Raw genomic sequence first — 22,547 nt, forward strand, 5'->3', positions numbered from 1 at the left:
CCAGGCCAGCGCAGGGCTGTCAGCGGATTTCGTCAAGCCATTCGAGCAGCGCGGCGAGGCAATCACGCGCCAGCAGCTTGCAGCGTTCAGGGCTCCAGCCCTGTTCAGGCTCGGGCGCATCGACGAGATCCTTGTAGGGCATTTCCAGCGTCATCGCGGTGCAGCCAAACCGGTGCGCTACCTGGTTCGTGTACATCGAGAGGTTGGCCTTGCCGGGCGCGGCCTTGGGATAGCCCAGCTTGGTCTGGAAATCGGGCGTGCGCCGGTCAAGTATTGCCTGGTAACGGTCATACCCTGCCTCGTGTTCAGGCGTGAGGCCGGGAATTCCGTGATAGCCGGCCAGGAACACCGCCGGGATCGCCTCATCGCCATGCACGTCTATGGCAAAGTCGCAGCCGGTTGCGTCCATATGGCCCAGGATAGCGAGAACTTCGGGCGATTTATCAGCCGTCGGGTTGTCCCATTCGCGGTTGAGATTGGTGCCTGCGGCATTGGTGCGCAAATGCCCGCGGCGCGAGCCGTCGGGATTGCAATTGGGCACGATGTGGAATCGGCAGCGTGCACGCAAGGCGCGCGCGACAGGATCGGCGGGATCGGTCAGGCATTCCAATGCGCCCTCGGCCCACCATTCGGCCTGCGTCTCGCCCGGATGCTGGCGCGCGGTGATCCAGACCTGCGTGTCGCCTTCGCCCAGTTCGAGGCAGTCGAGCGGCTGTCCGTCAAGCGTGGTGCCGAGCCGCAGCAGCTCCACCCCTTCGCTGGCGGCTGCTTCGGCCACCAGATCGTGATGCCGCTCCATCGAATAGGGGGCGAAGTAGGCGAAGAAGGCGATGTTGCTGGCCGGCGTATAGCTGATCGTCAGCGTGCCGCCTTCCTCGTCCTTGTCGAAGCGGCTTGCGGCGCGGGCCCAGTATTCGCGGTCTTCGGAAACGCAGGCGTCATAGCCAGGCCAGCCGCCGGGATAGGCCGAGCTGTTCAGCCCGGTAATCTTGAGCTGCATTTCCTTGCCCGCCGCGCCGCAAACCCGAAAGTGAAACCACTGCGCGAACTCGCTTTGATGGTCTTTGCGGATCGTCAGCTTGGCGGTGCTGCCCGTAACGGAAAGGACTTCGATATTGCCGCTGTCAAAATTGGCATCGATCGCGATGTCGCTCACTCGGAAACCTTCACTTCTACAGTCTCACCATTGTTGCCGGGGAATTCGCGGAACAGGGCGTCGGCGATCACTTCGGCATTGCGTGCGGGAACGGCCAGTTCGGATTTGGGCGACACGGTGAAGCGCGCGCGGCCTTCCCATACGGTCTGCCCGCTAACCTTGTCGCGCAGCATCACGCCCAGTTCGGTGCCAAGCCGCTCGCTCGATCCGCCGCCGCCCAGGTTGAAGCCGATACCAAGGCCCACACCCGAGCCATACGAGCCGGTGGAGCCACCCACTCCCACGCTCACCGGGCCGCGGCGCGAACCGTCGCTGCCGATGCGGTAGCGTTCGAGCCGGACCTGCGCGACCAGCGCGGCAGCATCGCTGCCCGCTTCGCCATAGCCAAGTTGCGCCAGCTCCTGAGCGACCGCCGCCTTGTATGGGGCCAGTTCCAGGGTATCGGAACTGCTGCCCGGCGCGCTGGTGACAAAAACGGTGCCGCGCTCAGCCGCGCCCAATGCTGCCGCATTGTGGAAGCGCGTGACTTCGACCGGGCTTGGGGCCGGAACCGAAGCGCACCCGGCGAGCGCGGCAGCGGCGGCTATTGCAAACAGTAGATTGCGTGGATTGTTCATGGTTCTCTTCCTCTGCCCGGCTCTAGCGGTGCGGCACGCCAATGGCCAGCATGTCGCTGCCGCTACGGGTATTTAGTCCTAAAAACAGCCTGGCGGTTAATTTTCTGCGCATTCGCCTCAGGAACTTGCTAACGGCGCGGCATGACGACTGACAAACGCGTACCCGTGCTGGTGACCGGCGGCGCCGGTTATATCGGCAGTCATGCAGTGCTGGCGCTGCTCGATGCAGGCTGGCCGGTGGCGGTGATTGACAATCTTTCTACCGGCTTCCGCTTCGCCGTGCCCGATGGCGTGCCCTTTTACGAGGGCGATATCGCCGACATCGGACTGCTGGCGCGCATCTTTGCCGAGCAGGGCACGCGCGCAATCATGCATTTTGCGGGCTCAATCATCGTGCCCGAATCGGTCGAGAACCCGCTCAAATATTATCACAACAACACCGCCAACAGCCGCACGCTGATCGAATCTGCGCTGGCGGGCGGTGTTCGCCATGTGATCTTTTCCTCGACTGCTACGGTCTATGGCGAGCCCGAGGTCAAGCCGTTGACCGAGGAAGACCCGCTGCAGCCGGTCAATCCCTACGGCATGAGCAAGCTGATGACGGAGCGTATTCTGGCCGATGTCAGCAAGGCGCATGCGCTGAACCACTGCGTGCTGCGGTATTTCAATGTGTGCGGCGCTGATCCGCAAGGGCGCAGCGGGCAATCGACCGAGGGCGCTACCCATTTGATCAAGGTTGCGGTGGAGGCTGTGCTGGGCAAGCGCGACCATGTCGCAGTGTTTGGCGATGATTACCCGACACCTGATGGAACGGGCATGCGCGACTATATCCACGTCAGCGATCTGGCATCGGCGCATGTGCTGGCGCTTGAGGCACTGATTGACGATCCGGATCGATCGATGACGATGAATGTCGGCTATGGCCGCGGGTTTTCCGTGCTCGAAGTGCTCGATGCAGTAGACCGGGTGACGAACCAGCCTGTCGAGCGCCGCCAGATGCCGCGCCGCGCAGGCGATGTTGCTTCGCTCGTCTCCGATCCTTCGCTGGTGCGGGCAACCATCCACTGGCAACCGCAATTTGATGACCTCGACACGATCATTGCTCACGCCTTGCAGTGGGAGCGGAAACTGTCCGATCTCCGCGGAGGCGCTTGACCCGAATCTGTTCCCGCGCTAACGGCGCGCTTCGAATTTGCCGCGTCGGGGGCAGCTCCGGCGCGTTTACTTTTGGAAAAGAACCATGAAGATCCGTAACAGCCTCAAGTCGCTGAAGAACCGTCACCGCGATTGCCGCGTCATCCGCCGCCGTGGCCGGACCTATGTGATCAACAAGACCAACCGCCGTTTCAAGGCCCGCCAGGGCTGATTCGCGCCGCATGGCGGGCCGTCCCTGGGGCGGCTGCGCAGCGTTACCGGCCCGCCTCCCCCGTGGAGCGCGGGCCGTTGCTGTTTCAGGAGCAGGCAACATGACTCGGCAGGTGCAGGCGGTGGTGTTCGATGTCGGGCGGGTGATCGTCCAATGGGATCTGCGCCATCTGTTCGCGCAATTGATCGATGACCCGGCTGAGCTTGACTGGTTCTGCACCCATGTCGTGACCGAGGAGTGGCATTTCCAGCACGATGCCGGGGTTCCGCTTGACGAGATGCTGCCCGCGCGCAAGGCGCAATTCCCCGATCATGCGCATTTGATCGATGCCTATCGGAACCGCTTTCTCGATACGATCCCGGGGCCGGTTCCGGGCACTGCCGGGCTGATCGAACATCTGGCAAAGCGCGAGGTGCCGCTATTCGCGATCACCAATTTCGGGGCGGAGTTCTGGGAGCAGTTCTTTCCGAGCGAACCGGTGTTGTCGCATTTCCGCGACATTGTGGTTTCGGGTCAGGAGCAGATCGCCAAGCCCGATCCGGCAATTTTCAAGCTGGCTGAACGCAGATTTGGCTACCGGGCAGGTGAGATGCTGTTCGTGGATGACAATGCGGCCAATATTGCCGCCGCGCGTGCGCTTGACTGGCAAGTGCACCATTTTCGTGATGCGGGCGAACTGGAACGTGATCTGGCCGGGCGCGGCCTGTTGCCACGCTGAACGAGGCTGTGCCTTCCCTAAACGAGAAGGTCCCCGGCGAGGGGGCGCCGGGGACCTTGGGGTTTGCCGGGATTTTGGAGAGAAGCCGGCAAAGTGGGTTATCGGCTCAATTGCCGTTGCACTGCGCCAGTTTTTCGTCGGCCAGCGCTTCGCCTTTGCTGGTGAAGCTGGTCACGTCGCCAAATTCACGGGCGAGGCCGCGGCAAATGCGCAGCGGGCTGGACGTGCCTTTCGCGGCTTTGCAGGTGGTGCCTTCGCAGAACCACGCCACGCCGCCCGCCACGGTGCGGGCATCGCTGGCAGGCGCAGCGAGTTCAGCGATATAATAAGGGCCGCTGGATGCGGCATAGCCCGGGGCAGGTGCGGTAAGCGCACCGAAGGTAATGACGGTATAGGCGAGTGCCAGAACGAGAGTACCGAGACGACCGGTGTTGGACAGGGAGAGGGTCATGGTCGTTTCCTTTCTTTGGTTGGATTAAACGGCATAAGGTTTCGAATCAAAACCAGTTGCTAATCACTACCTAATGGGCTAGAATGTAAGTTGCAACTAAAAACTGAAAAAATTTTGCGAGGCGGTAAAACCCGCGCTAGGCAGGTTGCAGAGAGAGGACTGATTTATGGGCGATTTGAGAGAACCACTGCGCGATCTGATCGAATGCGGTTTGCCGCAAGCGCTTGAGGTGATGGGCGAACGCTGGTCATTCATGATCCTGCGGGCGAGCTTCAACGGGGTGCACCATTTCGAGGAATTCCTCAGCGAGCTGGGAATTGCGCGCAATATCCTCTCGAACCGGCTCGCCAAGCTGGTTGAGCACGGCATCCTCAAGCGTGAACCATGCGCCGATGATCGCCGGAAAATCGAATATCGGCTCACCGAAAAGGGCTTCGACCTGCTGCCTGCAATGATCGCGCTGCGCCAATGGGGCCAGAAATACGGTGCCGAAGTGGTTGAGGATCCGGTGCTGGTGGACGAGGTTGATCGCCTGCCGATCGGCCCGGTGTCGATCCTGTCGCACGATGGCCGCATATTGGGTCCGAAAGACCTGTGGCTGGCCAAGCGTGAGAATGTCGGCATCCGCGCCGATGGCACGCAGGCAAAGGCACACGGCAGCGTCAATCGCGGCGATGTCGTCGACCTTGAAGAGCTAAAACGACGCGCCGCAGGCTGAGCGATTAGCGTCCGCTAACGACCCGCTTGCGGACATTCGTTCAGGCGCCCACACCCGCTCAGCCTGAGCTTGTCGAAGGCCATTCGCGGACGCTTGCCTCAATCCTTGTCAACTCTGCCGCATCGGGAAAGCTGTGAGATCAACTGCCAATCCCCGGCGATCAATGCTTCCTTCTTCGCCCTGCTCCAGCCCTTGATCTGGCGCTCGGCCGCGAACGCCTCATCGCGCGTTGGAAAGCTTACTGACCAAACGAGTTTCACCGGAAGTCGTTTGGCTGTGTAACCGCCAAGCATACCTGTCCGATGCTGGGCGATACGAAAGTCGAGATCGTCAGTGTGTCCGGAATAATAGCTACCGTCATTGCACAGCAAGATGTAGGCATAAAAAGGCATTCCTGGTGGATACCGACATCGCATGGCCTTCGACAAGCTCAGGCTGAGCGGAGGTTGATTTCACTGGAAGCGAGAACGGCCGCTCCCCACCCAAACTCGGACATCACGCCCGCGGTGCCTGCCTGCGGTAACTGAGCGCCTCGGCGATATGTATCCGTCCGACGCCTTCCGAACCCGCCAGATCGGCGATGGTCCGCGCGACCCTGAGCATCCGCGTATAGCCGCGAGCCGAAAGCCGCATTGCTTCGGCGGCCTGTAGCAGCAGCTTTTGGCCCGCCTCGTCGGGAGAAGCCCATTTTTCCAGCGCATCGCCATTGAGCTCGGCATTGCTGCGCGCGCCTGTTTCCTTGGTGCGCGAAGTCTGGATATGGCGCGCTGCCGCCACCCGTGCTGCGACCTGCGCTGAACCTTCGGCCGGCGGGGGCAGCGCCATATCTGCCGCACTCACAGGATCGACCTCTACATGCAGATCAATCCGGTCGAGCATCGGGCCCGAAACCCTGCTCTGGTAATCTGCTGCACAGCGCGGCGCGCGCGAGCAGGCCAGCGCCGGATCGCCCAGATGCCCGCAGCGGCACGGGTTCATCGCCGCCACCAGTTGCACCCGTGCCGGAAAGGTGACGTGCGCATTGGCGCGCGCAACATCGACGCTGCCAGTTTCGAGCGGCTGGCGCAGCGAATCGAGCACCGGCCGCTGGAATTCGGGCAGTTCGTCCAGGAACAGCACGCCCAGATGCGCCAGGCTTACTTCGCCGGGGCGCACTTTCAGGCCTCCACCCGTGAGCGCTGCCATGCTGGCCGAATGGTGCGGCGCGCGGAACGGCCGGGCGCGGCTGATCCGCCCGCCCTCAAGCGTGCCTGCAACCGAGGCAACCATCGACACTTCCAGCGCCTCGGCTGGCGTGAGCTCGGGCAATATTCCCGGCAGGCAGCTCGCCAGCAAGCTCTTGCCTGCGCCCGGAGGGCCGATCATCAGCAGATTGTGCCCGCCCGCTGCCGCGATCTCCAGCGCGCGTTTGGCAGCCTCCTGTCCTTTCACTTGCTTGAGGTCAGCGACCGGCACGGCCCGCTCTACCTCGCCGCGCGGCGGCTCAGGCAGGGCCTGCGTGCCCTTCAGGTGATTGAGCAGGCTGACCAGATTGGGCGCGGCCAGCACGGGTACGCCGCTTGCCCAACGCGCTTCGGAACCCTGCGCGGCAGGGCAGATCAGCCCTGTTTCGCTCTCGCTGGCGTGCAGGGCGGCCAGCAATACGCCCGGTGAAGGCACGATCCGGCCATCGAGCGCCAGTTCGCCCACCGCGATCCAGTCAACCAGCTGTTCGGCGTCGGTCACGCCCATCGCAGCCAGCAATGCCAGCGCAACCGGCAGGTCATAATGCGAGCCGTCCTTGGGCAGATCGGCGGGAGAGAGGTTGATGGTGATGCGCTTGGGGGGAAGTGCCAGGCCCATTGCCGCCAGCGCCGATTGCACGCGTTCGCGGCTCTCGCTCACCGCCTTGTCGGGCAATCCGACAATTGCAAAGCGCGGCAGACCCGGCGCGACCTGGCATTGAACTTCGACACTTCTGGCTTCCAGCCCCAAATAGGCGACTGTCTTGACTAGTGCGACCACTGGCGACCCTTTGAAATCCAGTGCAATTGATGACTAGTGACTGTTTTTACTGTATATGTCGAGGGACATGGCCAGGTTCGAGCGCGGCTATCCGCCACGCGCTATATCTTGACTCGGGTTCCAGCTTGGCTTAACGGGCCGCAGCAATGGCGGTCGCCTTTTGCAGGCGGCCCTTTTTGTTGGTGTCACTTCGGATTTCCCGCAGGACACGTAAAATTGATTTCGAGGACGATATGAAGCGGACTTTTCAGCCCAGCAATCTCGTGCGTGCCCGCCGTCACGGCTTTTTCGCGCGCAAGGCGACCCCGGGTGGTCGCAAGGTCCTGCGTGCACGCCGCAAGCGTGGCCGCAAGACGCTTTGTGCGTAAGCGCAACACCTGACACACATGACATCGCGGTGATGCGTCGCCGCGCTGACTTTATTGCTGCGAACCGGGGCCTGCGCGTGGCGCGCCCCGGTTTCGTGCTTTTGGCGCACCCCAACCAGGGCCGAGGCAAGCGATACGGCATCACCGTAACCAAGAAGGTCGGCAATGCCGTGGTCCGCAACCGGATCAAGCGCCGGTTTCGTGAATTGCTGCGCGCCGCCCTGCCCGAAGCCGGCCTGCCCGATCACGATCACGTGCTGATTGCGCGCGACGGCGCGATCGAGCGTAACTTTGCCGCGCTGCAAGGCGAACTGGCTGGGGCGCTTGCCCGTGCGGCAGCGGGGCAAGGCGATCCGCCCAGAGGCTCAAGGACCCGCAGGCCGCGCAAGGGCAATCGCGGCGAAATGGGCCAGGGAGGGCGAAAATGAAGCATGTTCTGATCTTCATCGCGCGCCTGTGGCAATGGGGCCCAAGCCGGATTCTGCCGCCGACCTGCCGCTATGCACCGTCCTGCAGTCAGTACGCGGTTGAGGCGCTGGGCAAATATGGTGCGATCAAGGGTGGATGGATGGCGATTAAGCGGCTAATGCGCTGCCACCCTTGGGGTGGGCACGGTCACGATCCCGTGCCTTGACATGTGTCTTGTTATTATAAGACACCACCCCAGATAGTCTGAAAAACGAAGAGAACGATCTTGGACAATCAGCGCAATCTCCTGCTCGCCGTGGCGCTTTCCGGCCTACTTATCCTGGGCTGGGATATGGCGATACGGTTCTTCTATCCGCAGGCTTCGATCACAGGTCAGGTTGAGCAGACGGAATCGGTGGCGGCTACTGCGGCACCGGCAAGCAGCGGCAATATCGATCCCCAGACTGGCGCAAGCACTGGGCCTGTCGATCTTGAAAGCGCGCTTGCCGCACCCGAGCGGGTGCGCATCGACGCCCCCAGGATCGAAGGATCGATCAATCTGGTTGGCGCGCGGATCGACGATATCGAACTGAAGGATCACCGCGAAAGCGTGGACAAGGACAGCCGCCCGGTCCAGCTGCTGGCCCCGGCAGGCACCGAAGGCCAATATTTCGCGCAGTTCGGCTGGATCGGGCAGGGGGTTGCCCTGCCAACTGCGGACACGGTGTGGCAGGCTGACCGCACGCAGTTGACCCGGCAAGCTCCGGTAACGCTGAGCCATGACAATGGCGAAGGTCAGATATTCACCATCGAGCTTTCGGTCGATGACAATTACATGCTCACGGCGCGCCAGACGGTGCGCAACCAGGCTGCAGGCCCGGTGGTAGTGCAACCCTTTGGCCTGATCACCCGCACTTCGAAAAATGCCAGTGTCAGCCAGTTCATTTCGCATGCCGGCCCCATGGGTGCGTTTGGCGACACGGTCGAATACGGCCCGGATTATGAAGACCTGGATGAAGCCGGTGCCTATACGCCCGAAGGCGGCGCGCCTGACTGGCTGGGCTTCAGCGACACCTATTGGCTTTCCGCGCTGATCCCGCAGCAGGGCGCACAGGCGACCCCCGGCTTTCGCGCGTTGGGTGACAAGCTCTATCGCGCCGACCTGATCTATGCGCCGGAGACGGTTGCCGCAGGCGGCAGTGCAACACGCGAGACGCAGCTTTTCGCCGGTGCCAAGGAAAGCGCGCTGCTCAACCAGTATCGCGACGGCGGCGTCGAGAATTTGGGCAAGGCAATCGATTGGGGTTGGTTCGAATGGTTCGTGAAGCCAATGATGTGGCTGCTGCGCACGCTTTATGAATTTGTCGGCAATTTCGGCGTTGCGATCATCCTGCTCACCGTCATCATTCGCGGGTTGATGTTCCCGATTGCACAAAAGCAGTTTGCCAGCATGGCAGCGATGAAAGCAGTCCAGCCGAAGATGAAGGCGATCCAGGAACGCTACAAGGACGACAAGCAGAAGCAGCAGCAGGAGGTCATGAAGCTCTACAAGGACGAGGGGGTCAACCCGCTCGCCGGGTGCTTGCCGCTGTTATTGCAGATCCCGATCTTCTTCGCGTTATACAAGGCGCTGATGCTGTCGATCGACATGCGCCACAAGCCCTTCGTGCTCTGGATCAACGATCTTTCCGCGCCCGATCCGGCCAAGATCCTCAACCTGTTCGGGCTGCTGCCGTTCGATCCGCCGGGCTTCCTTGGCATCGGCATATTGGCGGTGTTGCTGGGTGTGACCATGTGGCTGACCTTCAGGCTGAACCCCACCGCAATGGACCCGGTACAGCAGCAGATATTCCAGTTCATGCCCTGGATATTGATGTTCGTGATGGCGCCGTTTGCAGCGGGCCTGCTGCTCTACTGGGTAACCTCGAACCTGCTCACGCTCGCGCAGCAGACCTATCTCTATTCGAAGCATCCGCAGTTGAAGGCGGCGGCTGAGAAGGAAAAGGCTGACCAATCGGCGGTTGTTGCGCGCGACGATAAGCGCAAGGGCTGAGGCTGGCCGTGACACCCGAGGAAGAGCGCGAACAGAACGCCCGCGAATTGGCCGCATCCAGGCTGTTCTCCGGCCGGGTGGACTTCCTGCTGTCCGCGCCGCAGCTCAAGTTCCTGCCCGACCCCACCGTTCCGGAGATCGCCTTTTGCGGGCGCTCGAATGTCGGCAAGAGCTCGCTGCTGAACGCGCTGACCGGGCGCAAGGCGATTGCGCGCGCTTCGGTGACGCCGGGCCGCACGCAGGAACTCAACTTTTTCGAGGTGGGCGAGCCCACGCTGTTCCGGCTGGTCGATATGCCCGGCTATGGCTTTGCCAAGGCCCCGCCCAAGGTGGTCGAGAAGTGGAAGCGGCTGGTGCGCGATTACCTGCGCGGGCGCCAGGCGCTCCATCGCACGCTGGTGCTGGTGGATAGCCGGCACGGGCCCAAGGAAGTCGACCGCGAGATGATGAAAATGCTCGACGAGGCGGCAGCCAGCTATCGCATAGTCCTGACCAAGGCGGACAAGGTCAAGGCCAGCGAACTCGACAAGGTGGTGGCGGCAACCGCCGAAGAGGCGCGCAAACACTCCGCCGCTTTTCCAGAGCTGCATGTAACAAGCGCGGAAAAAGGCATGGGCATCGCCGCGCTCAGGGCGGCGGTGGTGCAGGACGCGCTGGGGCCTGGCGGGCTTTCGGTGTAAGTGGCGACCGCTTGAGGGCCATGCAATTTAACGCTCGAACGACGGGAATCGGGTCTTTGTCGGCTCTGGAATTGGCGCCTTTCGCAAGTCTGTCGTTACACCGTCATTGCGAGCGAAGCGAAGCAATCCATGAAGCTGCGTTGCGACCATCTCAGCCGAGAAGGGCTTCGTACAAGTCCTGCCATTCCGGATTGTCATTCTCGATCAAGGCAATCTTCTTGGCTCTCGATCCGGCCTTCAGCTGCTTCTCGCGCAGGATCGCGTGTTCCATTGTTCCACACAACTCGAACCAGACCAGCCTCTTGCAGCCGTAGCGCCTGGTGAAACCGTCCAGCGCGCCTTCCCGATGTTGCCAGGCTCGCTGGACGAGGTTCGAGGTAACGCCGATGTAGATCGTGCCGCGCTTGTGGTTCGCCATCATGTAGACGACCGGTTGAAAGACCTCGCGCTGGACCATGGATTGCTTTGTCGCTTCGCTCCTCGCAATGACGTAATGCCTTACGTCGCGAACAGGTTGGCGAGGTTTTCGAACGCCTTCATCTCGATCGCATTGCCGGCGGGGTCGCGAAAGAACATCGTTGCCTGCTCGCCCGGCTGCCCCTTGAAGCGGATGGTCGGCTCGATCACGAATTGGGTGCCCGCCGCAGTCAGCCGGTCAGCCAGCTCCTGCCAATCGTCCATATTGAGCACGATGCCGAAATGCGGCACCGGCACACCGTGCCCATCGACATGGTTGCTGGCACGGTCCCCGGCACCACCAGGCGCAAGATGGGTCACGATCTGGTGGCCGTAGAAGTCGAAGTCGATCCACTCGTCTGACGAACGGCCTTCGGCGCAGCCCATCACGCCGCCATAGAAGGCGCGCGCGGCGGCAAGGTCATCGACGGGGAAGGCGAGGTGGAAGGGGCGCAGGCTCATGCCCCTTGCTTACACCAGCCGGCAAGGGTTGGGAAAGAGCCCGCATGCGCTCAGAAGCTGACACCTGCCGCAATCCCGAAAGAGGTTTCGCTGAGCCGTATGTCGGCTTCGCCGCCGCCGAAGTTCATTGGGATCGAGCCCTCGCCGCGCACCGTGTTGCGCGGGGCGTGCATGGCATAGGCGCTGAATTCCAGCTTGGAACCGGTCTTGAGCGATGCACCTGCGGTGAAGTGCTCCTTTACCACGCCGGGGGCGAGGATGTTGAGCAGGGTTTCCGATTGCGGCACCGGATTGCCGCCAATGCTATAGCCAGCGCGCAGGGTAAGCCTCTCATTCGCCGTGTAGACCGCGCCGAATTTGCCCACCGAGATATCGCGCCAGCCAAAGCCGGGTGCATCGTCCACACCGAAGGGGATGCCCTGGAACAGCGGGGCCAGCGGATTGCCCACCGATTGGACATCGGAATATTCAATACGCTTGAAGTCTGCCGCCAGCGTCAGCCGGTCGCTGGCCTTCACGGCTATCCCGCCGCCCCATGATGCGGGCACGTCGAAGCCGCCCTCTTGAGCGAACAGCCCGGAATAACGCCCGAACTTTCCTGTCCACACCTTTGATTTGTAAAACGCACCCAAGCTTATTTCGTCGGTAATGCGGCCAAGATAGCCCACTTGCACGCCCGAGCCGAAGGCCACACTGGTGCCGCGATTGGTAAAATTGGCCGGGTCCGCCGATGCGCCAGAGAAGGGCGCTATCCCGCGTGCGCGAAAGCCCTGTACAACCCCGATCACCGAAATGCCCAGCGAATGGCCTGGGGCGATCCGTGCCGCGACAGTGGGGGTGATGAAGACCTGTTTCAGGTCAACGCCGGTCTGGCCGGTTTCACCAAAGGCCGCAAACGGGCTCTCGCGATAGGTCGTGTTCATCCCGCCATGGGCGTAGATGGCAAGGCCGATCGAGACATTGTCCGACACCGGCCGGACATAGCCGAATTCGGGCATCACGAACGGATTCGCGCCATTGCCGTTGTAATCTCCGTCAAGCCCCGCAGCGTTGCCATTGATGCTGGCCCCGCGACGCGGAATGAAGATATCGATCCCGCCGTCGATGCGGTGGCCCAGCTCTGTCGCCGAAGCCGGGTTGGCAGCGATCGAAAGCGCATCCTGCGGCAGTGCGATGGCAACGCCGCCCGCGCCCTTTGACTTGGCGCCCACACCGCTCAGGAAATAGCCGTCCGTCGCATGCGCGGCAGGCGCCAGCATGGTTGCTGCCAGCGGCAGTATGGCGAGGGAGGATAGACGGCGGATTGCAGGGAGGGACATGACGGTTCCGGTTGTTATGACTTGTTCAGACAGCCCAATTAGTCCGCACCCCCATGATAAACAGGCACATTCCGTTTCCGGTTGCGTAGAAAAACTAACCCACGGCAGCAGGATTGACGCCGAAAAACCCGTTCATGCTCGACTTCGCTTTCCTGAACTTCTAGGTGATGGGCAAGCAAGGTGGAGCGCGCGCATGAAGCTGATCATCGGCAACAAGAACTATTCGAGCTGGTCGATGCGCGGCTGGCTCGCGGCCAAACAGTCAGGGCTTCATTTCGAAGAGCTGATCGTGAATATCGATGGCGACGAATGGGGGGATCGCAAGCAGGCGATGGGCGAAGTCCAGCCCTCATCAGGCAAGGTTCCGATCCTGTGGGATGGCGAAACCGTGGTCTGGGACAGCCTGGCGATCATGGAATATCTGGCCGACAAGGTCGGGCGCGAACGCTTCTGGCCCAAGGAAGAGGGCGCCCGCGGAATGGCCCGCGCCATGGTGGCTGAAATGCACAGCGGTTTCCTGCCATTGCGGCGCGAGCTGCCGATGAATGTGCGCCGCCGGGTCCAGCTGCCATCAGTCTCGGATGAGGCAAAGCAGGGCATCGTGCGTGTGCTGAGCCTGTGGGCGGAGGCGCGCGCGCGCTTCGGCAACAGTGGCCCCTTCCTGTTCGGCACTTTCGGCGCGGCAGACATTTTCTATGCGCCGGTTGTGTCGCGCTTTGTCACTTATGGCATCGCCGTGCCGGGCTTCGCCCAGGCTTATATGGAAGCGATCTGGGAGCATGACTGGATGCAGGAATGGATCACCGCCTCGGAGGATGAAGAGTGGGTGATCGAACAATTCGAGAAGGAACCGGCCTGATGTTGCGGCATCTGGCGGGCCTGATCGCCGCTCTGGCAATCCTGTTGCCCGCCCCGGCGCAGGCCTGGGGCTTTTACGCCCACCAGGTGACGGGCGAGATCGCGCTCGCCAATATTCGCCCCGAAACGCGCTCAGCGATGGAGCGGCTTTTCCGGGCCGAGGCGCTGATCGGCACGCCCGATTGCCGCCTGCGCAGCCTGCCCGATGCGACCGTGTGGCCCGATTGCCTGCGCCGCGACGGCTGGCGCTGGGGCTATACCTTCGCCTGGCACTATCGCACCGCGCCGATTGGCGAGCCTTACAGCCCGCGCAGCAATTGCAGCGGGGGCAATTGCATCCTGGCGCAGATCGAGCGCAACCAGCGTATCCTTGCCGACGAAAGCCTGCCCGCCAATATCCGGCTGGAGGCGCTGGCCTTCATGGTCCACTTCGTTGGCGATGTGCATATGCCGCTCCATTCGGGCGATCACAACGATCGCGGCGGCAATGACCGCGTGACCGATTACGGTATCGTGCCCGGCCTGAACCTGCACTGGATCTGGGACGGGCCGCTGGCCGAACGCGCCATTTCCTCGGCGCAGCCGTCGCTGGTGCGCCGCTATACCGCAGCCGAACGGGCCGAACTGGCTGGCGGCGATGCGGCGGAATGGGGCCGCGAAAGCTGGGAGATTGCCCGGACCTTTGTCTATCCCAACGCCTTTGATTGCGAGGACTGCACCGGCGAACTGCCATCACAAACCGCGCTGACACAGGAAGATATTGTCGCCGCCATCCCCGTAAGCCAGCGCCGCGTGACGCAGGCCGGGCTGCGCATGGCGCAGATGCTGGACGAGGCGTTTGCACCGGGGCCGCTGCCGGTGCCTGAACGGGAACGCCGCTAGGGAATGCGGTTGGTTTCGTATCGCGTCCCGTCCTTGCGGGCATAGCCATCCGGGTCGAACACCATGTCGATATCGGGATATTCGCCCGAATCGGCATCGGGGTCACCGCCGCTGATGGCGACGAATATGCAGTCTTCCGTTGAACGGTTCTGGAGATGATGGCCATTGGCTTCGCCCGCAGCCCAAGCCAGAATGTCGCCCGCGCGCACCGTGGTTTCGCCGTCGTCCTCGACCAGCACCGCCTCGCCCGTCAGTATGATCACCAGTTCGTCCTCACCGCGATGCCAATGGCGCTGCGACGACCAACCGCCCGGTTTGAGCACGACATGGCTGGCGCCGAGCAGGGTAAGCCCGGCGACAGGTGCGAGGCGGCGATACCATCGGCCTTGCACCGGCTCATCATAAGGTGACGGATAGCCGGTCACATTGGTTTGCGGGATGGCATCAATATCAAGCTTGGGCATTCGCGAAAACTCCTGCTAATCGCGGCATAATGAACTTCGCTGCTGAGCTCGCCAAGCGTTTGATCGCCGCCCCCAGTGTTACGCCTGCCACCGGCGAGGTGTTCGATGTGCTTGAAGGCATGCTTGCGCCGCTAGGCTTTGCGGTCCACCGCTTCACGCGCGGCGAGGGCGAAGAAGGCAGTGATGAGGCACCGGTAGAGAACCTGTTTGCCATTCGCAAGGGACCGGAGGGCTCACGGCACTTCGCATTCGCGGGCCATCTTGATGTCGTTCCTCCGGGCGAGGGCTGGGCCAGCGCGCCGTTTGAGCCAGAGGTGCGGCCAAGTCCGGGAGGCGAGCTGCTCTACGGGCGCGGCGCGGTGGACATGAAAGGCGCGATCGCGGCGATGGTCGACGCGGCATCACATGTGCCCGTTGATGCTGGCACGATCAGCTTTATCATCACCGGCGATGAGGAGGGGCCGGCCTTGCATGGCACGCGCGCGCTGATCGATTACATGCGCGAGCACTGCCACCAGCCAGATCTGTGCCTGGTGGGCGAGCCTACCAGCGTTCACCGGCTGGGCGACATGATGAAGATCGGGCGGCGCGGGTCGGTCAATGTCTGGCTGGAGGTCGAGGGGACGCAGGGCCATGTCGCCTATCCGCATCTGGCGGACAATCCGCTGCCGCGCATGGTGGCGATGCTGAGTGAACTCAACAATCTCCACCTTGATGACGGCACCGAATGGTTCCAGCCTTCGAACCTCGAGATCACCGAGATCGACATTGCCAACCGTGCACACAATGTGATTCCCGCCAAAGCCAAGGCGCGTATTTCGATTCGTTTCAACGATCGCCATTCGGGCGCCTCGCTTGCACGGCAGGTGATCGAAATTGCCGAGAGGCACGGCGGCAGCGCGCGCCCGGTGATTTCGGGTGAACCCTTCCTTACACCGCCCGGCAGGTTCTCGCAGATCATTGCCGATGCAGTGAAAGCGGAAACTGGGCTCGATCCCGAGGCATCGACAAGCGGCGGCACGTCCGATGCGCGCTTCCTGCGCGCGGTGTGTCCGGTGATCGAATTCGGCCTATGCAACGCGACGATGCATAAGCGCGATGAAGCGGTTGTGGTGGCCGATCTCGATACGTTGAGCCGCATTTATGCGCGCGTGGCCAAGGCTGCGCTCGCTGCATGAATTTATCTTGTCATTGCGAGGAGGCCCGAACTTGTTTCGGGGCGACGCGGCAATCCACAGCTGTTCTGCGTGACGCCCCTGGATTGCTTCGCTACGCTCGCAATGACGATAGAGTGTGAGGGGACGCTGACGTGAAGACATGGTTCAGAATTCCACTGTGGCAGCGCGTGATCGCCGCGCTGGTGCTGGGCGTTGCGCTCGGTCTGGTCTGGGGGCCCGAAGCGGAAAGCATCAAGTGGATCGGCGATTTCTTCATCAAGTCGATCAAGATGCTGGTTGTCCCGCTGATATTCTTCAGCCTGGTGGCCGGAGTGGCGGCGATCGGAGATCTCAGGAAACTGGGCGCCGTGGGCGGACGGGCAATGCTGTTATTCGTCGTGACCGGCCAGATCGCCGTGTGGCTTGGCCTTGGGCTTGGCACCGCTGCGGTCAATCTCGGCCTGTTCCCGAGCAAGGAAGAACTCGGCACACCCAATGTGCCCACGCCCGAACCCAACCCGACCACTGCAGTCGACATGATTCTCTCGATCGTGCCGGAAAGCCCGGTCCAGGTGATGGCCGACGTCGCGGTGCTGCCGCTGATCGTCTTCTCTCTGCTGATTGGGATCGGCATCCTGATGGCCAGGGAAGAGGGCGAACCGGTTCAGAAGATCTTCGATAGCGGCTCGGTCATCATGCAGAAGGTGACGATGATCGTGATGGAGCTGACCCCGTTCGGCGTATTCGCGCTGATGGCATGGGTGGCAGGTACGCTGGGGGTCGAAGCGCTCAAGGCGCTGAGCTGGCTGGTGGTGCTCAACTATACCGGCTGCCTGTTGATCATCCTTTTGATGTACAGTTCGATGATCAAATTTCTGGCGAAACTGCCGGTGGTCGATTTCTTCCGGGGCATAGTCGATGCGATTGCGGTCAGTTATTCGACTGCGTCTTCAAATGCGACGCTGCCGGTGACCCTTCGCTGCGCCGAGCGGAACCTCGGCATTCCCAATTCGATTGCGGCGTTTGTGATCTCGCTTGGGGCGACGATCAACATGAATGGCACGGCGATGTATCTGGGCCTCGCCACACTGTTCGGGGCGAGCATTTTCGGGGTCGATCTGACATGGGGCCAGTATTTCCTGATCTCGATCCTGGCGACGTTGGGGGCAGTGGGCGCTGCGGGCATTCCTGGCGCGGGGCTCATCATGATGGCGCTGGTGTTCGGCGCGGTGGGCGTGCCGCTGGAAACCATCGCTTTCGTTGCAGGGGTGGACCGCATCATGGACATGATGCGCACTACGACCAATGTCAGCGGTGACGCGGCCGTGGCGACGACCGTGGCGAGCATGCTGGGCGAAATCGACCGGGCCGAGATGATCAGCGCGGATGATGTTTAAATGAGGAAAGTGGTCGAGACAGCATGTTGACGAATTGACATGTTCTCTTTATGTTTCTCAAATAATGAAGAATCATTTTATGGGAAACTACAATGGCCGTGAAGCATACACCGACTAACGAAGTTCATAGTGGGGTGAAGGGTGGTATCACTGGTTGTGGCTTTGACACGACAGAGCATCCCGACCACTGGGTGAATTCGCACGAGAGAATAACTTGCGATAAGAACGGCTGTAAAAACTGACAGAAAACTCCCCATCTTTCGCGCCATGACGTCGAAGGCTTTACATCGACTGATGCGTTGCGTCTTGTCGATCGGTGGTTTTGATGGAGAATCAGCCCGTGAGGTTAAACTATCATCTGAGTGGAAGCACCCTCTTCAGCGTTGAGTCGGATTTTGTTCCGCCGGTCGGCAGTAGGGTGATGATTACGACCGAGGGCTACAAAAAGGGCCTTTTCTCCGGTTCCCTCATTGAATTTACGGTTGGAGAGATAGAACCAATCCACATTGACTACGATGAGAGTGGAACTGCTACGGTACACATCAGTGTTGACGCCTATGATGTGCTGAAAGAAGGGCCGCGAATAGACTAGCGAAATCCTTACCGCCCCTTTGGCTTCTCGAGCACCTTCTTCCCGTAACTGCACAAATCCGCCATGCAGCACCGCCAGCATTCGGGCGTTTGCGCCTTGCACAAATAGCGCCCGTGTGGTGCGCCAGGCGGAAGAGCAACGTCCGGGCCGAGATGATCAGCGCGGATGATGTTTAGAGCCCTGACGCTGGTGACAGGTTCCTGCGGGCCTTGATCCTAGCTGCCATCATCCTGATCGACATATTCGACTGGGATAAATTTCCCCAGCCCGCAGCCCGCCCCGCGGCGCAGGTCGCCGCCGAAATTCTCGAGCACATAGATGATATCGGTGCTGCATAACTGGGTCAGCGATGTCTCGTAAGTGAAGGCTTCTTCAAATCCCAGCCGCGGGCAGGTGTTCGGCAGGGTGTTGCGATAAACCCTGTTGCCGTTCATCTCGAAGTCGATCGTGCGATCGTCGTGCACTCGCGAATTGCGGATCTGGCTTAGCGGAATGCAGCTTTGTGCCTCGCCAACTACCCGCACTGGCGGCCCGTCGCTGACGAATTCTTCGTCGGTTTCAATCGGGGCGCAGCCAAGCGCCAGCAATGGCAGGCTTGCAGTCAAGATTGATCGAAGCATCTAAGGCACTCCTTTCCCAAGCGCGCCAAAGATTCAGGCGCGTTTGGCTTTGTTGGTTCCCCTGTCGGGTCTTTCTAACACTTTTTCGCGAAAACTGCACAAATCCGCCACCTTGCAGCGCCAGCACTCGGGCGTGCGCGCCTTGCAGACATAGCGGCCATGCAGGATCAGCCAGTGATGCGCGCCCAGCCGGAAGGGGGCGGGCACGCGCTTTTCCAGCTTGGCCTCGACCGCTTCGGGCGTCTTGCCCTTGGCGAGGCCGGTGCGGTTGCCGACGCGCAGGATGTGGGTGTCGACCGCGAAAGTTTCCTCGCCGAACCAGCAATTGAGCACGACATTGGCGGTCTTGCGGCCCACGCCGGGCAGCGCGGTCAGCGCCTCGCGGGTGCCGGGCACCTCGCCGCCGTGGCGCTCGACCAGCAACCTCGACAGTGCGATCACGTTCTTCGCCTTGGAGTTGAACAGGCCGATGGTCTTGATGTGGTCGCGAAGGCCTTCCTCGCCCAGATCGAGCATCGCTTGCGGCGTCTTGACACGCGCGAACAGCGCGCGCGTTGCCTTGTTCACCCCCACATCGGTTGCCTGCGCGGATAGCACCACCGCGACCAGCAGCTGATAGCAATTGCCATATTCAAGCTCGGTCTCGGGCGCGGGGTTATCCTCGGCCAGCCGCCGGAAAAATTCGAAAATCTGGTCGCGGGTCATGGCATTAGCCCGTCAATCCCGAACCCAGCATGGCTACCATAAAGCCCAGCACGGCGCCTATCGCCGGCAACCAATCGCCCGGCTCTTTTGCTTCAGGTGCGATATCTTCGAATACGAGGTAGAGGATGCCGCCGCCGAAGAAGGTCATGAGCGTGCCAAGCGCGGCATCGTCGATCGAGAATGCGAGATAGCCCAGATAGGCCGCTGCCGGGCCAACCAGGACACACAGCGACATCAACTGCAGGATATGCTTGCGGATGAATCCGGTGTGGCTCCGGCGCACTTCACGATAGGCATTGAAGCCCTCTGGCATGTTCTGCGCCGCCATCACCACGGTTAGAAATAGCGCCATCGGGAAATTCTGGGTGATCACTGCGCCAACTACAATGGCCTCTGGAATGAAGTCGAGGTTGAGAGCGACCAGCTGGCTTGCTGCCGTTCCGGAGCGTTGCAGCGCGCGGTCAACCAGCAGCGCTGTGGCTCCCCCTCCAAGAAAGGTCAGACATGCCAGCCATAGCGGCTGCGATTCGGTGCCGTGCGGAACCAGCAGCAAACCGACAGCCCCGATCAATGCGCCGCCGCCGAATGCGATGATGCCGTTCTTCCATCTTGTCGTGAGAACGCCGCCGGCCAATTCGTCAAAATGCGCGAGCACCGCACCGGCGAAGGCGCTCAGCCCCGCAAGCCCTGCAAGTATCAGCGCCCAAATGAGTGATTGATCCATGCGACCTATCCTATGCGTCGGAATGGACGGAATGCGCGGATCAAAGCCTCAACACGTCCTGCATGGTGTAACGCCCTGGCGCCTTGCCGATCAGCCATTCGGCAGCCCTGACCGCGCCGCGCGCGAAGATCATGCGGTTTTCGGCCGAGTGCGACAGCGTGATCCGCTCTTCATTGCCCGCCAGGATGACGCTGTGCTCACCCGCCACGGTGCCGCCGCGCAGGCTCGCAAAGCCGATCGCGCCCGGTCTGCGCGCGCCGGTCTTCCCGTCACGCCCGCTTTCGGTGTTCGCTCCAAGTTCGATCCCGCGCCCTTCGGCGGCGGCTTCGCCAAGCAACAGCGCGGTGCCAGACGGCGCATCCACCTTCATCCGGTGGTGCATCTCGACGATTTCGATGTCCCAATCGGGGCCCAGCTTGCTGGCCGCCTCGCGCACCAGATGCGCCAGCAGCGTCACGCCCAGCGATGTATTACCGGTCTGCAATATTGGTATAGCGTGCGCGGCATCGTCGATCATGCGGTGGTGTTCTTCGGCAAGCCCGGTTGTGCCGATCACAAGCGGCACGCCCGCCACGCGCGCCGCATCGAGATTGGCCTTGAGCGCACCAGGTGCGGAAAAATCCACCAGTACACGGCAGCGCGTTGCCAGCGGGCCGGGCTGCTCGCCCGCATCGACCCCGCCCGAAACCTCATGACCGGCTTCGGCAATCGCCTTCATCAGCGCCTGGCCCATCCGGCCTTTGTGTCCGATTATTCCGAATTGCGCCATATCTGTCCCCGTTCAGGCTGAACTTGTCGAAGCCCTGCACTTTCTTCAAGTAGAAGAACAGCCTTTCGACAGGCTCAAGGTGAACGGAAGCGAGGAAATGCCCCAGAACATCGTCATTCTCACCGGCGCGGGGATCAGCGCGGAAAGCGGAATCGATACTTTTCGTGACGCGGGCGGGCTGTGGGAGCGGCACCGGGTAGAGGACGTCGCCACGCCCGAAGGCTTCGCGCGCGATCCAGACCTTGTGCTGGGCTTTTACGACATGCGGCGCGAGGCATTGCGCAGCAAGCAACCCAATGCGGCGCACCAGGCACTGGCGCGGCTCAATGCCGCATGGGGCGGTGAGTTGCTGATCGTGACGCAGAATGTCGATGATTTGCACGAGCGTGCTGGCGCCAGCCGCGTGCTGCACATGCATGGCGAGCTGAAAAGCGCGCTGTGCACCTCATGCGAAATGCGTTCGCCGTGGGACGCGCCGCTAAGTGACTGCCCCCCTTGCCCGGTGTGCCAGGCGCGCACCCTGCGTCCCGATGTCGTATGGTTCGGCGAGATGCCTTACCAGATGGACCGGATCTATGGCGCGCTGCGCGACGCGGATCTGTTTGTCAGCATCGGCACCTCTGGCGCAGTCTATCCGGCAGCGGGCCTCGTGCGCGATGCGCGCGACCTTGGTGTGCACACACTTGAACTGAATCTTGAGCGCAGCGAAGGTTCGCACTGGTTCCACGAATCGCGCCAGGGCAAGGCGGGGGAACTGGTGCCACAGTGGGTGGATGAGATGCTAGGGGGTTAGCGGGCGCATCCCTTGCACGCCGGGTCTTTGGCGATGGTGAGTGCGCGCATGCCCGGCTGCATCCCGTCGAGCAGGTGCAGCCTGCCCCATTGCGGATCGCCAAAGGCGCTTACCCCGCTCAGCAGCAGGCGCACCGCCTGCATGGCGGCGAAGGTGCCCACCCATCCCGCCATCGCGCCCAGCATTCCGTCTTCGGCGCAGGTGTCGCAATCCTCGGCATCGAAAGCATCGCCCACGAAGCAGCGATAGCAGGGCTGATCGGGCAAATGCCCGGCAAAGGCCCCCACCTGCCCCTGGAACCGGCCAACTGCGGCTGACAGCAGCGGCACGCCTGACGCTACGCAGGCATCCGATACCGCCAGGCGGGTGGCGAAATTGTCCGTCCCGTCGAACACAAGATCGGCATCCTTGATCAAGGCGGGAGCATTTTCCACCGTGATCCGGGCGTCGCTGATTTCGACCTGCAATGCCTCGTCGAAATTGGCCAGCCAGCGCCGCGCAGAGGTCGCCTTGCCATGCCCCACGTCACGTTGGGTGAAAATTGTCTGACGCTGCAGATTGCTGGCGTCGACCACGTCGTTATCGACCAGCGTAAGGCGCCCGATGCCCGCAGCGGCGAGATATTGTAGCGCGGGCGAACCGATCCCGCCCAGGCCAATTACGGCAATATGCTTTTCGCTCAGTGCAACCTGCCCCGCGCCGCCGATTTCCGGCAGCACGATGTGGCGGGCAAAACGGTCAAGCCGGGCAGGGGATAATGTCATGGAACAGCTGTTTACAACCTGTGCACAGCCTGTCGACAGGGCTGTG

At 61.8% G+C, this 22,547-nt stretch carries 29 protein-coding genes; 14 read left to right on the top strand and 15 right to left on the bottom strand.

The features are described from left to right. Window positions 1-19 precede the first annotated feature (19 nt). Together ACX2DJ_RS04570 and ACX2DJ_RS04575 are read right to left on the bottom strand one after the other, a co-directional pair. On the bottom strand, window positions 20-1,156 hold the full coding sequence (locus tag ACX2DJ_RS04570; RefSeq protein WP_462571240.1) for a M14 family metallopeptidase: 1,137 nt from the start codon (window positions 1,154-1,156) through the stop codon (window positions 20-22). Further along, window positions 1,153-1,773, bottom strand: a complete 621-nt coding sequence (locus tag ACX2DJ_RS04575; RefSeq protein ID WP_462571241.1) for a DUF4136 domain-containing protein — start codon at window positions 1,771-1,773, stop codon at window positions 1,153-1,155. The genes ACX2DJ_RS04570 and ACX2DJ_RS04575 overlap by 4 nt, the downstream gene beginning before the upstream one ends. Window positions 1,774-1,914: 141 nt before the next feature. Here ACX2DJ_RS04575 and galE point away from each other — a divergent pair, with 141 nt between their 5' ends. The 3 genes from galE (at window position 1,915) to ACX2DJ_RS04590 (ending at window position 3,857) form a co-directional block, all read left to right on the top strand. Then, entirely contained in the window at window positions 1,915-2,928 is a 1,014-nt protein-coding gene (gene galE, locus ACX2DJ_RS04580) for a UDP-glucose 4-epimerase GalE (protein ID WP_462571242.1), read from the top strand. Between the two features lie 85 nt (window positions 2,929-3,013). Next, the gene (gene ykgO / locus ACX2DJ_RS04585) at window positions 3,014-3,139 is read left to right on the top strand and encodes a type B 50S ribosomal protein L36 (RefSeq protein WP_007165381.1); all 126 of its coding nucleotides are present in this window, start codon (window positions 3,014-3,016) and stop codon (window positions 3,137-3,139) included. A gap of 100 nt (window positions 3,140-3,239) precedes the next feature. Further along, window positions 3,240-3,857 carry an HAD family hydrolase gene (locus ACX2DJ_RS04590; protein ID WP_462571243.1) on the top strand — a complete coding sequence of 206 codons (618 nt, stop codon included), beginning with the start codon at window positions 3,240-3,242 and terminating at the stop codon, window positions 3,855-3,857. Window positions 3,858-3,963: 106 nt separating this feature from the next. Here ACX2DJ_RS04590 and ACX2DJ_RS04595 read toward each other — a convergent pair whose 3' ends face one another. Further along, window positions 3,964-4,308, bottom strand: a complete 345-nt coding sequence (locus ACX2DJ_RS04595) for a DUF8200 family protein (protein ID WP_462571244.1) — start codon at window positions 4,306-4,308, stop codon at window positions 3,964-3,966. A 166-nt stretch (window positions 4,309-4,474) separates the two neighbouring features. Here ACX2DJ_RS04595 and ACX2DJ_RS04600 point away from each other — a divergent pair, with 166 nt between their 5' ends. Continuing rightward, on the top strand, window positions 4,475-5,026 hold the full coding sequence (locus tag ACX2DJ_RS04600) for a winged helix-turn-helix transcriptional regulator (protein ID WP_462571246.1): 552 nt from the start codon (window positions 4,475-4,477) through the stop codon (window positions 5,024-5,026). A gap of 98 nt (window positions 5,027-5,124) precedes the next feature. Here the strand turns inward: ACX2DJ_RS04600 and ACX2DJ_RS04605 are convergent, their stop codons facing one another. Continuing rightward, entirely contained in the window at window positions 5,125-5,418 is a 294-nt protein-coding gene (locus tag ACX2DJ_RS04605) for a GIY-YIG nuclease family protein (protein WP_462571247.1), read from the bottom strand. A 103-nt stretch (window positions 5,419-5,521) separates the two neighbouring features. After that, the gene (locus ACX2DJ_RS04610; protein WP_462571248.1) at window positions 5,522-7,030 is read right to left on the bottom strand and encodes a YifB family Mg chelatase-like AAA ATPase; all 1,509 of its coding nucleotides are present in this window, start codon (window positions 7,028-7,030) and stop codon (window positions 5,522-5,524) included. 233 nt (window positions 7,031-7,263) lie between these two features. Here ACX2DJ_RS04610 and rpmH point away from each other — a divergent pair, with 233 nt between their 5' ends. From rpmH to yihA, 5 genes are read left to right on the top strand one after another with little or no spacing between them, the layout of a single operon-like run. Next, window positions 7,264-7,398: a 50S ribosomal protein L34 gene (rpmH, locus tag ACX2DJ_RS04615; protein WP_119514694.1), complete on the top strand. Its 135-nt coding sequence runs from the start codon at window positions 7,264-7,266 to the stop codon at window positions 7,396-7,398. 32 nt (window positions 7,399-7,430) lie between these two features. Next, window positions 7,431-7,826 (top strand): ribonuclease P protein component, encoded by a 396-nt coding sequence (gene rnpA, locus ACX2DJ_RS04620; protein WP_462571249.1) that lies wholly within the window; start codon window positions 7,431-7,433, stop codon window positions 7,824-7,826. Beyond that, window positions 7,823-8,032 carry a membrane protein insertion efficiency factor YidD gene (gene yidD / locus ACX2DJ_RS04625; protein ID WP_462571250.1) on the top strand — a complete coding sequence of 70 codons (210 nt, stop codon included), beginning with the start codon at window positions 7,823-7,825 and terminating at the stop codon, window positions 8,030-8,032. The genes rnpA and yidD overlap by 4 nt, the downstream gene beginning before the upstream one ends. A gap of 60 nt (window positions 8,033-8,092) precedes the next feature. Next, a complete protein-coding gene (yidC, locus tag ACX2DJ_RS04630) occupies window positions 8,093-9,859 on the top strand; it encodes a membrane protein insertase YidC (RefSeq protein WP_462571252.1) in 1,767 nt (588 codons plus the stop codon). Between the two features lie 8 nt (window positions 9,860-9,867). Continuing rightward, entirely contained in the window at window positions 9,868-10,539 is a 672-nt protein-coding gene (gene yihA / locus ACX2DJ_RS04635) for a ribosome biogenesis GTP-binding protein YihA/YsxC (RefSeq protein ID WP_462571253.1), read from the top strand. 151 nt (window positions 10,540-10,690) lie between these two features. On the opposite strand, the gene ACX2DJ_RS04640 is transcribed toward yihA, so the two are convergent. From ACX2DJ_RS04640 to ACX2DJ_RS04650, 3 genes are read right to left on the bottom strand one after another with little or no spacing between them, the layout of a single operon-like run. Further along, window positions 10,691-10,996 (bottom strand): GIY-YIG nuclease family protein, encoded by a 306-nt coding sequence (locus ACX2DJ_RS04640; RefSeq protein ID WP_462571255.1) that lies wholly within the window; start codon window positions 10,994-10,996, stop codon window positions 10,691-10,693. 41 nt (window positions 10,997-11,037) lie between these two features. Continuing rightward, window positions 11,038-11,457, bottom strand: coding sequence for a VOC family protein (locus ACX2DJ_RS04645; RefSeq protein WP_462571256.1), 420 nt, complete (start codon window positions 11,455-11,457; stop codon window positions 11,038-11,040). A gap of 50 nt (window positions 11,458-11,507) precedes the next feature. Next, window positions 11,508-12,716 (bottom strand): OmpP1/FadL family transporter, encoded by a 1,209-nt coding sequence (locus ACX2DJ_RS04650; protein WP_462571257.1) that lies wholly within the window; start codon window positions 12,714-12,716, stop codon window positions 11,508-11,510. A gap of 253 nt (window positions 12,717-12,969) precedes the next feature. On the opposite strand from ACX2DJ_RS04650, the gene ACX2DJ_RS04655 reads away from it, so the two are divergent. Together ACX2DJ_RS04655 and ACX2DJ_RS04660 are read left to right on the top strand one after the other, a co-directional pair. After that, window positions 12,970-13,635 (top strand): glutathione S-transferase family protein, encoded by a 666-nt coding sequence (locus tag ACX2DJ_RS04655; protein WP_462571258.1) that lies wholly within the window; start codon window positions 12,970-12,972, stop codon window positions 13,633-13,635. Continuing rightward, on the top strand, window positions 13,635-14,516 hold the full coding sequence (locus ACX2DJ_RS04660; protein WP_462571260.1) for a S1/P1 nuclease: 882 nt from the start codon (window positions 13,635-13,637) through the stop codon (window positions 14,514-14,516). The genes ACX2DJ_RS04655 and ACX2DJ_RS04660 overlap by 1 nt, the downstream gene beginning before the upstream one ends. On the opposite strand, the gene ACX2DJ_RS04665 is transcribed toward ACX2DJ_RS04660, so the two are convergent. Continuing rightward, a complete protein-coding gene (locus ACX2DJ_RS04665) occupies window positions 14,513-14,980 on the bottom strand; it encodes a cupin domain-containing protein (RefSeq protein ID WP_462571262.1) in 468 nt (155 codons plus the stop codon). The genes ACX2DJ_RS04660 and ACX2DJ_RS04665 overlap by 4 nt on opposite strands. 29 nt (window positions 14,981-15,009) lie before the next feature. Here ACX2DJ_RS04665 and dapE point away from each other — a divergent pair, with 29 nt between their 5' ends. Beyond that, window positions 15,010-16,158 carry a succinyl-diaminopimelate desuccinylase gene (gene dapE, locus ACX2DJ_RS04670; protein WP_462571263.1) on the top strand — a complete coding sequence of 383 codons (1,149 nt, stop codon included), beginning with the start codon at window positions 15,010-15,012 and terminating at the stop codon, window positions 16,156-16,158. 131 nt (window positions 16,159-16,289) lie between these two features. Continuing rightward, complete coding sequence (locus ACX2DJ_RS04675; RefSeq protein ID WP_462571264.1) at window positions 16,290-17,534, top strand: dicarboxylate/amino acid:cation symporter; 1,245 nt, start codon at window positions 16,290-16,292, stop codon at window positions 17,532-17,534. Window positions 17,535-17,880: 346 nt separating this feature from the next. Here the strand turns inward: ACX2DJ_RS04675 and ACX2DJ_RS04680 are convergent, their stop codons facing one another. The 5 genes from ACX2DJ_RS04680 to dapB all read right to left on the bottom strand — a co-directional run bounded on the left by ACX2DJ_RS04680 (window position 17,881) and on the right by dapB (window position 20,944). Further along, window positions 17,881-18,207, bottom strand: a complete 327-nt coding sequence (locus tag ACX2DJ_RS04680) for a hypothetical protein (protein ID WP_462571265.1) — start codon at window positions 18,205-18,207, stop codon at window positions 17,881-17,883. A gap of 134 nt (window positions 18,208-18,341) precedes the next feature. Then, window positions 18,342-18,746: a hypothetical protein gene (locus ACX2DJ_RS04685; RefSeq protein ID WP_462571266.1), complete on the bottom strand. Its 405-nt coding sequence runs from the start codon at window positions 18,744-18,746 to the stop codon at window positions 18,342-18,344. A 33-nt stretch (window positions 18,747-18,779) separates the two neighbouring features. Continuing rightward, window positions 18,780-19,451, bottom strand: a complete 672-nt coding sequence (gene nth, locus ACX2DJ_RS04690) for an endonuclease III (protein WP_462571267.1) — start codon at window positions 19,449-19,451, stop codon at window positions 18,780-18,782. Window positions 19,452-19,455: 4 nt separating this feature from the next. Continuing rightward, window positions 19,456-20,175: a ZIP family metal transporter gene (locus ACX2DJ_RS04695; RefSeq protein ID WP_462571268.1), complete on the bottom strand. Its 720-nt coding sequence runs from the start codon at window positions 20,173-20,175 to the stop codon at window positions 19,456-19,458. A 40-nt stretch (window positions 20,176-20,215) separates the two neighbouring features. Continuing rightward, window positions 20,216-20,944 (bottom strand): 4-hydroxy-tetrahydrodipicolinate reductase, encoded by a 729-nt coding sequence (gene dapB / locus ACX2DJ_RS04700; RefSeq protein WP_462571270.1) that lies wholly within the window; start codon window positions 20,942-20,944, stop codon window positions 20,216-20,218. Window positions 20,945-21,041: 97 nt separating this feature from the next. Between dapB and ACX2DJ_RS04705 the strand changes: the two genes are divergently transcribed. Then, window positions 21,042-21,737 carry an NAD-dependent deacylase gene (locus ACX2DJ_RS04705; protein ID WP_462571271.1) on the top strand — a complete coding sequence of 232 codons (696 nt, stop codon included), beginning with the start codon at window positions 21,042-21,044 and terminating at the stop codon, window positions 21,735-21,737. Here the strand turns inward: ACX2DJ_RS04705 and ACX2DJ_RS04710 are convergent. Beyond that, a complete protein-coding gene (locus ACX2DJ_RS04710; RefSeq protein ID WP_462571272.1) occupies window positions 21,734-22,501 on the bottom strand; it encodes a HesA/MoeB/ThiF family protein in 768 nt (255 codons plus the stop codon). The two genes, ACX2DJ_RS04705 and ACX2DJ_RS04710, sit on opposite strands and share 4 nt — an antisense overlap. Window positions 22,502-22,547: the final 46 nt, after the last annotated feature.

The sequence above is a fragment of the Altererythrobacter chaiwopuensis genome (genome assembly GCF_054957755.1).

Coding starts and splice junctions, on each gene's coding strand:
- ACX2DJ_RS04575 (WP_462571241.1), bottom strand. CDS start 1,773: ATGAACAATCCACGCAATCTACTGTTTGCAATAGCCGCCGCTGCCGCG.
- galE (WP_462571242.1), top strand. CDS start 1,915: ATGACGACTGACAAACGCGTACCCGTGCTGGTGACCGGCGGCGCCGGT.
- ykgO (WP_007165381.1), top strand. CDS start 3,014: ATGAAGATCCGTAACAGCCTCAAGTCGCTGAAGAACCGTCACCGCGAT.
- ACX2DJ_RS04590 (WP_462571243.1), top strand. CDS start 3,240: ATGACTCGGCAGGTGCAGGCGGTGGTGTTCGATGTCGGGCGGGTGATC.
- ACX2DJ_RS04595 (WP_462571244.1), bottom strand. CDS start 4,308: ATGACCCTCTCCCTGTCCAACACCGGTCGTCTCGGTACTCTCGTTCTG.
- ACX2DJ_RS04600 (WP_462571246.1), top strand. CDS start 4,475: ATGGGCGATTTGAGAGAACCACTGCGCGATCTGATCGAATGCGGTTTG.
- ACX2DJ_RS04605 (WP_462571247.1), bottom strand. CDS start 5,418: ATGCCTTTTTATGCCTACATCTTGCTGTGCAATGACGGTAGCTATTAT.
- rpmH (WP_119514694.1), top strand. CDS start 7,264: ATGAAGCGGACTTTTCAGCCCAGCAATCTCGTGCGTGCCCGCCGTCAC.
- rnpA (WP_462571249.1), top strand. CDS start 7,431: ATGCGTCGCCGCGCTGACTTTATTGCTGCGAACCGGGGCCTGCGCGTG.
- yidD (WP_462571250.1), top strand. CDS start 7,823: ATGAAGCATGTTCTGATCTTCATCGCGCGCCTGTGGCAATGGGGCCCA.
- ACX2DJ_RS04640 (WP_462571255.1), bottom strand. CDS start 10,996: ATGGTCCAGCGCGAGGTCTTTCAACCGGTCGTCTACATGATGGCGAAC.
- ACX2DJ_RS04645 (WP_462571256.1), bottom strand. CDS start 11,457: ATGAGCCTGCGCCCCTTCCACCTCGCCTTCCCCGTCGATGACCTTGCC.
- ACX2DJ_RS04650 (WP_462571257.1), bottom strand. CDS start 12,716: ATGCTGGCGCCTGCCGCGCATGCGACGGACGGCTATTTCCTGAGCGGT.
- ACX2DJ_RS04655 (WP_462571258.1), top strand. CDS start 12,970: ATGAAGCTGATCATCGGCAACAAGAACTATTCGAGCTGGTCGATGCGC.
- ACX2DJ_RS04660 (WP_462571260.1), top strand. CDS start 13,635: ATGTTGCGGCATCTGGCGGGCCTGATCGCCGCTCTGGCAATCCTGTTG.
- ACX2DJ_RS04665 (WP_462571262.1), bottom strand. CDS start 14,980: ATGCCCAAGCTTGATATTGATGCCATCCCGCAAACCAATGTGACCGGC.
- dapE (WP_462571263.1), top strand. CDS start 15,010: ATGAACTTCGCTGCTGAGCTCGCCAAGCGTTTGATCGCCGCCCCCAGT.
- ACX2DJ_RS04680 (WP_462571265.1), bottom strand. CDS start 18,207: ATGCTGGCGGTGCTGCATGGCGGATTTGTGCAGTTACGGGAAGAAGGT.
- ACX2DJ_RS04685 (WP_462571266.1), bottom strand. CDS start 18,746: ATGCTTCGATCAATCTTGACTGCAAGCCTGCCATTGCTGGCGCTTGGC.
- nth (WP_462571267.1), bottom strand. CDS start 19,451: ATGACCCGCGACCAGATTTTCGAATTTTTCCGGCGGCTGGCCGAGGAT.
- ACX2DJ_RS04695 (WP_462571268.1), bottom strand. CDS start 20,175: ATGGATCAATCACTCATTTGGGCGCTGATACTTGCAGGGCTTGCGGGG.
- dapB (WP_462571270.1), bottom strand. CDS start 20,944: ATGGCGCAATTCGGAATAATCGGACACAAAGGCCGGATGGGCCAGGCG.
- ACX2DJ_RS04705 (WP_462571271.1), top strand. CDS start 21,042: ATGCCCCAGAACATCGTCATTCTCACCGGCGCGGGGATCAGCGCGGAA.
- ACX2DJ_RS04710 (WP_462571272.1), bottom strand. CDS start 22,501: ATGACATTATCCCCTGCCCGGCTTGACCGTTTTGCCCGCCACATCGTG.